Raw genomic sequence first — 12,608 nt, forward strand, 5'->3', positions numbered from 1 at the left:
ATCGCCAAGGCTCCGATCATCACCGCCAAGGGTCCTGCCGGCTATGCCGCAAAGGCATGGATCGTCAACCAATTGTTCGGTGAGTCCAAGGAGTCCAACGAGATCCGCAACAGGATCCAACAGGAGGTCATCCTGGATCTCGACAAGGGCATGTACTGGGAGAGCAACGGAAAGCAGTACAACGATATCAGCCTGCATAGCTATATGCTGGAGGCATACAAGCTCCATGATCCGAGCAAGCTCAATCCGATCAGCCAATGGATCTTCTTCCGCAAGGAAGCCAACTATTGGCGAAACACCTGGATGACCGTGGATGCCATCTATAGCCTGTTGCTGGCCAACAATCCAAAGGACTTCAACCTGGACAATGCCGTAACCGTACTGGTCGACGGACAGAACGCCAAGATGGACTCGGTGGTACTGGGACAGATCTCCAAGACTTTCAATAAGCAGGATCTTGACCGCAACAGGTCCGTAAAGATCGAGAACCACAACGACCGCACGGTCTTCGGTGGAGTTTTCCATCAGTACTTCCTTCCTGTGTCCGAAGTGAAGGCATCGACCAACGACATCAAGGTCAGCAAACAGTACATGGTAGAGCGGAACGGTAAATGGGTGGAGAGCAATCAGGCAAAACTGGGCGAAAAGATCAAGGTGATCATCACCGTCATCAACGACCAGGACCTGGAATATGTGCACCTGAAGGACAGCCGACCTGCAGGCGTGGAACCTGTATTCGTACCTTCGGGATACAGCTGGAGGAACAACTACTATTTCACCCTGAAGGACGCATCGACCAACTACTTCTTCAACGCCCTGCAAAAAGGGAAAAGGACTTTCGAGTACGAGGTCAAGGCCAATAACCTAGGTGAATTCAACTCCGGTATAACCAACATCGAAAGCATGTACGATCCTACCGTGAATGCAAGATCTGATAACAAGGTCATCACGATTGTAAAGTAAGCACATAAAAAAAGAAAGCCCTCTGTCGCAATTTGCTTGACAGAGGGCTTTTATTTTAGAAAGGTTTAATGCTTATTTGTTTTTCGTGATTACCGGTTTATGATCAACCATAACCACTTTTTCTTTATTATCTACCTTATCCTTCTTTGCATTTTCTGCAAGGTGATGTCCGCCCAAGATTGGAGCAATCACCAACCCTACCAGACAAGTCAATTTGATCAAGATATTCATGGAAGGACCGGAAGTATCTTTGAATGGATCACCAACGGTATCACCGGTTACAGCTGCTTTATGGGCATCTGAACCTTTAAAGGTCATCTCGCCATTGATCATGACACCAGCTTCAAAGGATTTTTTGGCATTATCCCAAGCACCACCGGCATTATTTTGGAAGATCGCCCACATGACTCCGGAAACCGCAACTCCCGCCATATACGCTCCTAATGCCTCTGCTCCCATCACAAACCCAACAATGATCGGCGTGATAATGGTGATGGCACCCGGCAACATCATTTCGCGCAGGGCGGCTTTGGTGGAAATATCCACACATCTTCCATAATCAGGTTGACCTGTTCCTTCCAAGATGCCTGGAATTTCACGGAATTGCCTTCTCACTTCGTTCACCATATCCATGGCTGCTTTACCTACCGATTGCATCGCCAAAGCGGAGAATACAACCGGAATCATACCACCAATAAACAAGGCAGCCAATACATCGGCCTTAAAAATATTGATACCATCAATTCCTGTAAAGGTCACATAGGCAGCAAATAAAGCGAGTGCGGTCAATGCTGCTGAAGCAATGGCAAAACCCTTTCCTACCGCCGCAGTAGTATTACCCACCGAATCCAAAACATCCGTACGCTGACGCACCTCTTTTGGCAATTCGCTCATTTCCGCAATACCGCCGGCATTATCGGCAATTGGTCCAAAGGCATCGATGGCTAGTTGCATCGCTGTGGTCGCCATCATCGCTGAAGCCGCAATTGCCACTCCATAGAAACCCGCCAGTTCATATGAACCCCAAATTGCCAATGCAAATAGGATAACTGAAGAAGCCGTCGATTTCATACCGGTTGCTAATCCCGCAATAATATTGGTCGCTGCACCGGTAGAAGAATTCTGTACAATATTCAAAACTGGTTTCTTACCCAAACCGGTATAGTATTCCGTGAAAGATCAAATCAAACCTCCAACGGCTAAGCCTACAATGGTTGAATAGAATATGTTCATTCGAGGGACATCCTGATAGCCTTCACCAAAAAACTTCATCTGGATAACCTCTGGCAACATATACTGGATCAAAAAGAAACAAGCAACCACCGTCAATAGGATCGATGTCCAGTTCCCCATATTTAAGGCCTTCTGTACTTGATTTTCGCGGGCATCATTCGATGAAACCTTAACCAGGAATGTACCGATAATAGAGGCTAAAATACCTACTCCTGCAATCACGATAGGAAGCAAGATCGGTCCCATGCCATTAAATGCATCCGTAAACTCCGATCCATTTACTTCCGACATGTCCTTGATGATATAGTTACCCAGCACCATAGATGCCAATACGGTTGCTACATAAGACCCAAATAGATCGGCCCCCATCCCTGCAACGTCACCCACATTATCACCAACGTTATCGGCAATGGTCGCCGGATTACGAGGATCATCCTCTGGAATCCCAGCTTCCACCTTACCTACTAAATCCGCTCCAACGTCTGCTGCTTTGGTATAGATACCACCACCAACACGTGCAAATAGGGCAATTGACTCAGCACCTAGGGAAAAGCCTGCCAGAGCCTCCAAAACAACGGTCATCTCCAGGTAGAAATTACCACCCTCGGTCAAAAACATCTTAAGGAACAACAGAAAGAAAATACTCAATCCCAATACCGCCAATCCGGCTACGCCTAATCCCATAACGGTACCTCCAGAAAAGGAAACCTTTAGGGCTTGTGGTAGACTGGTTCTGGCTGCTTGGGTTGTTCTGACATTGGCACGAGTCGCTATCCGCATCCCGATATTCCCTGCCAAAGCCGAGAAAAAGGCACCACAGACAAAAGCAACGACAATGATCCAATGGGAAGTCTCTACCAAGGTAGAAACGATAAAAAGTGCAATCGAGGCGATCACAACAAAAATTAACAGGATTCGGTACTCCGCTTTTAGGAAAGCCATCGCCCCCTCTTGGATACTCTTGGAAATGGATTGCATCTTGCCGTCGCCAGCATCTTGCTTACCAACCCATCCTGCTTTGACAAACATAAATAACAGACCCAATACAGCGAGTGCTGCTGGTAAATAGATGATAAATTGTTCCATACAAAGTTTATTTGGTTAGTATTAAAGATAACACATTTTTTTATCAATATACAAGCGTACAAAAACTTGTTTGTTTTCGTACTCAATCGATAAACCTTGGAGGAACAATCACTTATGCTTAAGATTTTTTATGCTGGAATCGGTTAGAGGGCATTCCAACTATAGTGCTCGTTTTCCAATTTCACTTCATCGGAATCCAATAGTTTTCGGAGGACTTTGAGGCGGTCCTCATCTTTGCCTATCTCAATAGCTTCGATCAGGTCATGAAGCAACATGGGCTTTGCCAGCAATAGGAACTGGATCTTCTTTTCGATAGACTCGGCCAAACCCGATTTATGCTCGCGGACCACACAGAGATCACATACGCCACAGGGCTCCTTGGCTTCTTCCCCAAAATAATGCTGCAAACTCAAACTCCGGCAATCCTTGCTGTCCAGATAATGATATATGGCCTTTACCTGATCCTCTTTGATCAGTTTTCGTTCTGCAATAAACGCGGTATCGATGTAGAGGTTCTTATAGTCCACCCTTGGCTGTAAAAATTGTAATTGTGGTGAATCAGTCTTGGCCACATAGGTCATCAGCTCCTGTTGTTGCAGGTACCGCATCATCCGAACAACCTCATCATAGGGCTTGTTCAACTTCTTGGCAATTTCAAATTCATTGATCGGGACATAATAATCAAATACACCACCATAAATCCGCAAGATGGCCTTGATCAATGGATCATACTGCGCACTCTGGACCTGAAATTTATAAAGCTCCTGAAAATCCACCTCGAATTTAATCCTTGCCGGAATATACACCGCTTCACTTAATGACAACCATTTATCTCTTTCCAGGAATTTCAAGGAGCTCAGGGTCTTGACCACATCCAGCTTATATTTCTTGGCAAAATCGACCACATCAAAATCATAGGTCAACCCTTTCCCAGCACCGTACGCAATCTGGAAATAATTACAGAGATGATGGTAGACTTGTTGGATATATTGAAAATCCGGAAAGCTCAAATCTATATTTTCCCAGAGTTCATTTCGATCAGCTTGTTGATACAACAAGACTGGAAATGCTTTTTTTCCATCTCTACCTGCCCTTCCAGCTTCTTGATAATAGGCCTCTAGGGAGTCTGGAATGTCCAGGTGAATGACAAAACGTACATCAGGCTTATCTATTCCCATCCCAAAGGCATTGGTCGCTACAATGACCCGTACCTGGTTACTGGTCCAAGCATCCTGTTTTTTGGAACGGCTTTGCATATCCAATCCGGCATGATAGAAATCAGCCGGTATACCATGGTTCAACAGATAGCGAGCCACCTCTTGGGTTTCCCGACGGTTCCTTACATAGACAATTCCCGTTCCACCGACCTTGGAAATGATCTTCAACATCCGACCCATCTTATTGTCTTCCTTGAAAACCATATAACCCAAGTTTTCCCTTCGGAAACTCTTGGAGAGTACATTTGGCTTCGCAAATCCTAATTTTTCCTGTATATCTTCAACGACCTTAGGGGTAGCGGTGGCGGTCAAGGCCAGTATCGGAACTTTGGGTTGTAATTCCCTTAACTTGATCAGTTCCAGATACGATGGGCGAAAATCATATCCCCATTGCGAAATACAATGGGCCTCATCAATGGCAAACAGATTCACCTTCATGTGGCGAATCCTTTCTTGGACCATATCGTTGTACAATCGCTCCGGTGCCAAATAGAGGAATTTGATATTGCCGAAAATACAGTTGTCCAATGCAATATCCACTTCTCGATGCGACATACCTGAATAAATGGCAATCGCTGGAATATTTCGCTTGCGTAGATTTTCGACTTGATCTTTCATCAGGGCAATCAATGGACTGATCACGATGCAGATCCCTTCTTGGAGCATGGCAGGTACCTGGAAACAAATAGATTTCCCGCCACCGGTTGGCATCAAAGCCAAGGTGTCATTTCCCAACAGGATCTCATGGATTATCTCTTCCTGCAAGGGACGGAATTTATCGTATCCCCAGAACTCCTTTAATATGGATAAGCTCGTTTTTTCCATCTTGATTACTCTCCCAAACATACGCAAAATTATCCTTCAATATGTAATAAGCCCTGTTTACCCTTTTTAATTCTGCCACTGTCTGCTCGATATACCAATCTGAATTGGACCCATCCAAAATGCAAATGGAAGCATTCAATTCACTCGGTAGCTGCGCATTCTTTCTGAGCAATAAAATCTTGGAAGCCTGGTGATCATGGACCTTGGTATTTTGGATATATAAGTCCATATCATCATAGAGATGTAGGCATTGGTTTTCATCCTTAACCTTCAAGCTGGCAAACTGAATATCTTTTGGATCCACATACTTCTTTAAATCTGGCAATACTGAAAATCGCAGGCTTTTATGCTGAAGAGAATCACAGGTACTCAAGAGCAGTACATCTGCACGATTGATATAGGCAATGCTCAACTCTTTTCTTGTATTATAGATTTTTACTCCCCGAAAGGATCGATGATCCAGCCTTATTTTTAGGACCATGGAAAATAGCATGACAAAGGAAATCAAAGAAGTGCAGAGAAATATTTTCGACTGTTTCTGAAATCCAATAAAAAGAAAGGCAAGACCTAAGTAGCAGAGAAAGGTTACTTTCGCATCTATTACCATTCCTTTGATGCTGGAAAAAGGAATGGAATCAATGTACTTAAGGATTTGGTAGGAAAACAAAATGCATTCGTTCAAGAGATTTCCAAGGATCTCTCCTATCCCTTCCATTGAAAAAACGACTAGCCCCATGCCTAAATAAAGGATAACCGTAGATGGCAAGCTGATAAAAAGGTTAGAAAACAGAAAGAAGGTGGGAAACTGCTGGAAATAGAAAATTACCAAGGCAGTTGTTGATAATTGTGCTGCAACGGAAATATATAACAGGTCCAATAGCTTATTGATCCATATGTGGGATGTATAATATAAACCTTGGAGTACGGGAATAAACAGCAGGATTCCAATAACTGCAAGATAGGAAAGCTGAAAACCTATATCAAGAAGCATAAAGGGGTCAAAAACCAATAAAAGAAATGCAGAGGAAAAGACCGTGTTTAATGATAGGACGACCCGAGCTCGCCAATGTCCGATCAAGTACAGGCTAAACATTAATGTTGCTCGCAGCACGGCGGGGACAAATCCACAGATCAGTGCGTAAAACCATATAAAACAGAGAATTAGAAGGTATCTTGCCTTTCGACCATGTGCTAGGCGATCTATTGGTTTTAATATCCAGGTCAAAAGCAAGAACATCAAACCGACGTGCATGCCTGATACACTCAGTACATGAATGGTCCCGGTGTTAGAGAACACTTCCATCAGCTCATCGGCCATGTCGGAGCGATATCCAAAAGTAATCGCACTGGCAATCTGAAAGGCTGAAGGATCGTTGATAAATTTCCTGAAGTTCATCTGGAGCCTTTCCTGATATTGCAAAACCCAGCTTTCAAACCTGTTGATCTTGGCAATTTTCAGTCGCAACAATTGGTCTTTTGGGATAAAGACCTGGTAGAATATCCCCTTCCCATTTAAATATTTTGAATAGTCAAACTGTCCTGGATTAAAGGCTGGATCCAATTCCTTAATCTTGGTTCTAAATCCAATGATATCGCCCTTGTGCAAATGAACTATGCTGGAATCTTTATCCCAAATAGTGGCCATAACCAGGATACTCTTTGGTTTTGGACCTGAAGGAAGATGTTGAAAATTCAGTTCAAGCTTACTTCTTAAAACCTGACCCTTTCTGCTTGGCTCTTCCAATAATTTCCCTGAATAGATCAGCGTTTTGGATAGATCGACTTTTTCTTTGGGCATTTTTATCGCAAGGCCCAAGACCCCAAACAGAAATAATAGGACATAGATCAGATAGTAAAGATTCCTTGATTTTTTCCGCATCCAAAACAGGAGAAGGAGAACAAACAACATCAGGATCAATAGTGCCAATCCTTGGAAATAGGCATAATTCCAATGGATCTGAAAGGAGACCAATATGCCAAGTCCGAAGCAAAGAAATATCCGAAAGAAGGGAATCTGCTCTAATTTTAATTCTTGGATTTCCATGATCACCAGGAATAACGGATTTGCAATTTTATATCCGACTTTATATTCCCCGATATCTGATCCAAGCCAGAGCCTATCTGCGTTTGACCTAGATAGTGTGTCAGGGCATACCTGAGCCAAATATCAATCCCTTTAATAGGTCTTATTTTTTGGTTGAGGTAGGCGCGAAAGCCCTTTCGAAAATAAGATGGAAATGAAAATCCATACAGTACATCCCTTTCGTAAGCATATAATCGCGATTCATAGGATTCAGCATTGAAATAGGCCAAGCGGAGGTTCCCCCCGATCCGCCAGGTAGGTTTATTCCAGATCAAATCTTGATATGCCATGAAACCATGCTTTTTCCCCAAGTTGCTTTTATGGAACTCTTTCACTTCCATCTGATGTCCAATCTGTACCGAATTATTGAGCTTGTACAGGAAGATCAGCCTCGCCTGTTGCCTGGCTACATCTGCCACAGCTATTGATCCCTTTTGCGTAGCACGATAGTTCTCCTGATAGAATTTATATTGATACCGTAATCGCAGATGCCCTTTCTTATACCAGATATAACTTATTTGGGTGCGTCCCTGAAAGGAATAGGAAGCTTCTTTGGTCCTGAATTTCATCCAAGGAAATTTTACATAGTCTATGCTATTCATCCATTCTATTTTCCGGTTTGGTTGAAAGGCGAAACCCAGGCTCCAGGCTTTTTCATTGGACAAATGAGATTGTGCCTGAAGAGACTGAGCAAAGAAAGCATGATAATCTTTCGCATAATCTCTATAGGAAATGGAAGCAGAAAACTTCCTTCCCAGCGCTGCTATCAATCCATGGTTATGGGCCCAGCCTGATCCAATGGAATGTGCTGATTCTCCAAATAGCAACATGTTGTATAGATTGTATTGATAGTAGGCAGAAACGTTCTGTAAATTTTGACCTTCAAATCTATACCGGCTGTGGGCTTTCGTATTTAGCTTTAGGGGTAAGCTGAATTGCGTATTCAAAAGATTTGCCCCTACTTTAAAACGTTCATTCAGATAACCCACCTGAATTCCGTAGACCATTTGATTGAGCCTTTTTCGATTTTTCCATTCCGTGGGCGTTCGATGTAATCCAGAATAATTGATGCGCTCGACAAAGGGTTCTTTGCCTTCGGTATTTAGGCTGGCCGAGAGGTTATTGTAGGAAAAAAAAGGGCTTAGCTCAAAGCTTTTCCTCTTGATCCGAATCGCCAAGCCACGCATAAATTTACTTTCCATCATTCCTGTATGCGGCCTGATCCCCAATCCCTGTTGCATAATGTTTGCAACAGATGCTGACCTACCCACTACAGATCCATTCCATAAGGAAAGGCCTTGACCAAACTGTAAAAGATAATCGCCCACAACAATCTGCTCAAAAGGTCCTAGCTTATTGATCAAGATCGATCCTGAATAATAATCGAATCCCATCCTTTTACCCTTTATCGAAAAGGGTTCACCCGCATCTTTCTTCATGTTGAGGCTGACCTTAAGCTTCTTTCGGGCATTCCAGCGGATACGGTTGATGATCCTGTCTGGACTGCCCAAATACCTTGAGCGCTTAGGATCGGCAATCTCATAACCTCTAGGCACCTGCAATCCACGGGAATAGGTCATCATCCAAGATCCACCTGGATCCTTGAGCAATTCGCGCCAATGCCCATCTCCATCCAAAAGGTTTTCATTGACCCTGACAAAGGGAAGCAGTCTTTCTAAAGTTTCTAGATTGATGCTTGGAATAGCCTGAAGTTCCAAGGTAGAGATAAATGGTCCAGCTTTCTCGCGGTGTAGCAGGATCTGCTGTACCTGAAATGGTGAAAGGAAAATCAATTGATTTAGATCCGCTGCTGTTACCTTGTTCAAATCCAGGGGTCGCTTTAAGTATTGAGATAAAGCTTCTGCATAGTCGGAAAGACCTGCATCTACTTCACTTTCATCCAGAATCTGGTTGACTATTATTTCTTCGGTTTCACTTTCATTTTGGGCAAGTACAGAACATGAAAAAAGGCATAGGGCAAAATGGGAAAGCAAACAACGAAATATACTATTCATTCAAAAAAGCAATACAAATCCACACTCGGGTTTTCATGCTAAATATCGTTGCCCTCTGTTAATCGGGAATGATTTCAATTTTAAACTAAGGCTAAGGGTACGGTACTGTAAAATAATTTTTGGTAAAGTACAGCTGAAGATCAGGACAGGGAAAGGGGAAAAAACCTAAAGAAAAATAGGGTTGAAAAATAAAAAAATCGAAAAAAGTTGGAAAACTTTACCTTACTCTTGTTCGAGGCATGTTCGGGCCATATTGCGAAAATTCCGAATATGTCCCGAATAAGACCAAAATCAGAATGGGGGAAAAATTCATGGCAAATTCATGTTAAGAAAAAGTAAAGGTGGTCAAAATTACTTCTGACCACCTTTACTCTGTGAAACTTATATTTTTATCTATTCTTAGATATCTATTTTTGCGTAACGCGCATTCGCTTCGATGAACTCTCTACGTGGCGCAACCTCATCACCCATTAGCATGGAGAAGATACGGTCACATTCAGCAGCGTTCTCAATGGTGACTTGGCGAAGCGTACGTTTTTCAGGATCCATGGTCGTATCCCATAACTGCTCAGCGTTCATCTCTCCAAGACCTTTATAACGTTGAACATGTACGCTATCTTCTTTACCTGCACCTTTTAAGCGTTGGATTGCTGCCAGACGCTGATCTTCGGTCCAAGCGTATTCGAAATCTTTACCTTTCTTCACCAAATATAATGGTGGAGTAGCGATATAGACATAGCCACGTTCAATCAATTCTTTCATGTAACGGAAATAGAAAGTCAACAACAAGGTTGCAATGTGCGAACCATCGACGTCGGCATCCGTCATGATGATGATCTTGTGGTAACGAAGTTTATCAATGTTCAAGGCTTTGGAATCTTCGGCAGTACCGATCGACACGCCTAATGCAGTGAACATGTTCTTGATCTCTTCATTTTCATAGATCTTGTGTTCCATGGCTTTTTCCACGTTCAAGATCTTACCACGTAAAGGCATGATGGCCTGAGTAGCACGGTCACGGCCTTGTTTCGCCGTTCCACCCGCTGAGTCCCCCTCGACGAAGAAAATCTCACATCTTTCAGGATCCCTATCCGAACAGTCGGCCAGTTTACCAGGAAGTCCGGAACCACCCATTACGGTTTTACGTTGCACCAATTCTCTTGCCTTACGCGCAGCAGCACGTGCTTGGGCAGCTATCACTACCTTCTGAACGATTTGCTTAGCCTCTTTCGGGTTCTCTTCCAAATAAGAGCTCAAGATCTCGCCTACGGCAACATCTACGGCACCCATTACTTCCGAGTTACCCAATTTGGTTTTGGTCTGTCCCTCGAATTGAGGTTCTGCAACTTTTACCGAGATTACCGCAGTAAGTCCTTCACGGAAGTCATCACCGGTGATCTCGACTTTTAAGTTTTTCAATAGACCCGAATCGTCAGCGTATTTCTTCAGGGTACGGGTCAATCCTCTACGGAAACCAGCAACGTGAGAACCACCTTCGATGGTATTGATGTTATTTACATAAGAATGAACATTCTCGGAGTACGTATCGTTGTATTGCAGGGCAAGTTCAACAGGAACGCCTTGTTTGATACCTTCCACATATATTGGTTCAGGGATCAGAGCGGTTCTATTACCGTCCAGGAATTTCACGAATTCTTGAAGACCACCTTCTGACAGGTATACATTTTTCTTAAACTCGCCATTGTCCAAGATTTCCCTTTCATCGATCAAGGTCAACTTAATGCCTTTGTTCAAGAAAGAAAGCTCTCTAAGACGGTTTGCTAAGGTATCGTAGTTATATACGGTAGTAGTGGTAAAGATTTCCGGATCAGGAATGAATGTAACAATGGTTCCTGTGACATCACTGGTACCGATTTCTTTTACATCAGCCTGAGGTTTTCCTTGTGCATATTCTTGGACAAAGATCTTACCTTCTCTATGTACTTCAGCGCGTAAATGAGTGGAAAGGGCATTCACACAGGAAACCCCCACACCGTGCAAACCTCCGGACACCTTATAGGTATCCTTGTCGAATTTACCACCGGCGTGCAATACAGTCATTACAAGCTCTAAAGCAGATTTCTTTTCTTTTTTATTGATTCCTGTTGGAATACCACGACCATTGTCGCGTACAGATACACCGTTAGATTTTAGAATGGTTACGACGATGTCGTTACAATAACCGGCAACAGCTTCATCGATAGAGTTATCGACTACTTCATAAACCAAGTGATGTAGGCCTTTTACGCCTGTATCACCGATGTACATGGAAGGGCGCTTACGTACAGCTTCTAATCCTTCTAATACCTGGATATTATCCGCTGAATACGTAGATGCATTTTTATTTTCTTCGCTCATGAAAATCCTTTAAAATTACTGTTGATTAACTTTCAAAAATACGAAATTTTCCCCTAATAATCAAATAAAAAAGGCAACGTGAACGAGCAAAATTAACATTATTTCACTATTTAAATTCCATAGGAAATAGCGGCGTTTTTAGAATAATTGAAATTTTTATATTAGGTTTGTCATTAAGAATATCGAAATATAAAACACAGAATGAATAAACTATTAAAAATTACCTTAGGTCTTGTTGCTACTGCAGCAATCGTATCTTGTAATCAACAGGCTAGTACCCAAGCAGAAAAATCACCATCTGCAGCAACAACTACCGCTACTACACCTGACCCTACTGACAAAATCGCATATGTAAACTCGGATACTCTTTCTGAGAAATACCAATATTTCAAAGACGTTCGCACTAAACTGGAAGCTAAAGTGAAAAAAGCTCAGAGCGACCTTCAAGCGAAAGGACAAGCTTACCAACGTGAACTAGCTGAATACCAACAAAAAGCAGCGACCATGAGCGCTTCGGAGCGTCAAGCTACAGAAGAGCGTTTGGTAAGACACCAAAATGACCTTGGCCGTATGGACCAAAATGCATCTACTTCCATTGCGCAAGAAGAACAGACTGAATTCACTAAAGTGTACACCACCATTACCGACCACCTGAAGAAACACTCAGAAGGAAAAGGTTACAAATTGGTATTGACCTATTCAAAAACCAATCCTGCGGTATTGTATGCTGATCCTAAAATGGACATCACAAACGAAGTTTTAGATGCCCTAAACAAGGAATATAAAGACAAAAGCGCTGCTGACAAAAAATAAGCAGTAAAGAAAATT

The 12,608-nt window shown here is 42.9% G+C and carries 5 protein-coding genes and 2 pseudogenes; 2 read left to right on the forward strand and 5 right to left on the reverse strand.

The window, feature by feature from the left end:
* Positions 1–963: pseudogene (locus tag NLF99_RS18825) on the forward strand (alpha-2-macroglobulin); the annotation flags it as partial.
* A 72-nt stretch (positions 964–1,035) separates the two neighbouring features.
* Here NLF99_RS18825 and NLF99_RS18830 read toward each other — a convergent pair.
* The 5 genes and pseudogenes from NLF99_RS18830 to gyrB all read right to left on the reverse strand — a co-directional run bounded on the left by NLF99_RS18830 (position 1,036) and on the right by gyrB (position 11,780).
* Positions 1,036–3,282, reverse strand: a pseudogene (locus tag NLF99_RS18830) (sodium-translocating pyrophosphatase).
* Positions 3,283–3,425: 143 nt separating this feature from the next.
* Positions 3,426–5,345 (reverse strand): ATP-dependent DNA helicase RecQ, encoded by a 1,920-nt coding sequence (locus NLF99_RS18835; protein WP_254530124.1) that lies wholly within the window; start codon positions 5,343–5,345, stop codon positions 3,426–3,428.
* Complete coding sequence (locus NLF99_RS18840) at positions 5,275–7,368, reverse strand: ComEC/Rec2 family competence protein (protein ID WP_254530126.1); 2,094 nt, start codon at positions 7,366–7,368, stop codon at positions 5,275–5,277. Before NLF99_RS18840 ends, NLF99_RS18835 begins: the two co-directional genes overlap by 71 nt.
* A 2-nt stretch (positions 7,369–7,370) precedes the next feature.
* On the reverse strand, positions 7,371–9,422 hold the full coding sequence (locus NLF99_RS18845; protein WP_254530128.1) for a helix-hairpin-helix domain-containing protein: 2,052 nt from the start codon (positions 9,420–9,422) through the stop codon (positions 7,371–7,373).
* Between the two features lie 399 nt (positions 9,423–9,821).
* The gene (gyrB, locus tag NLF99_RS18850) at positions 9,822–11,780 is read right to left on the reverse strand and encodes a DNA topoisomerase (ATP-hydrolyzing) subunit B (protein WP_185214354.1); all 1,959 of its coding nucleotides are present in this window, start codon (positions 11,778–11,780) and stop codon (positions 9,822–9,824) included.
* A gap of 201 nt (positions 11,781–11,981) precedes the next feature.
* Here gyrB and NLF99_RS18855 point away from each other — a divergent pair, with 201 nt between their 5' ends.
* Positions 11,982–12,593: an OmpH family outer membrane protein gene (locus NLF99_RS18855; RefSeq protein WP_093098363.1), complete on the forward strand. Its 612-nt coding sequence runs from the start codon at positions 11,982–11,984 to the stop codon at positions 12,591–12,593.
* The last annotated feature ends 15 nt before the right edge of the window (positions 12,594–12,608 follow it).

It is taken from the genome of Sphingobacterium sp. LZ11T8 (assembly GCF_024261425.1).
GTDB lineage: Bacteria > Bacteroidota > Bacteroidia > Sphingobacteriales > Sphingobacteriaceae > Sphingobacterium.

What these genes read in the sequence shown, in the direction of transcription:
- NLF99_RS18835 (WP_254530124.1), bottom strand. Translation starts at nt 5,345, where the DNA reads ATGTTTGGGAGAGTAATCAAGATGGAAAAAACGAGCTTATCCATATTA.
- NLF99_RS18840 (WP_254530126.1), bottom strand. Translation starts at nt 7,368, where the DNA reads ATGGAAATCCAAGAATTAAAATTAGAGCAGATTCCCTTCTTTCGGATA.
- NLF99_RS18845 (WP_254530128.1), bottom strand. Translation starts at nt 9,422, where the DNA reads ATGAATAGTATATTTCGTTGTTTGCTTTCCCATTTTGCCCTATGCCTT.
- gyrB (WP_185214354.1), bottom strand. Translation starts at nt 11,780, where the DNA reads ATGAGCGAAGAAAATAAAAATGCATCTACGTATTCAGCGGATAATATC.
- NLF99_RS18855 (WP_093098363.1), top strand. Translation starts at nt 11,982, where the DNA reads ATGAATAAACTATTAAAAATTACCTTAGGTCTTGTTGCTACTGCAGCA.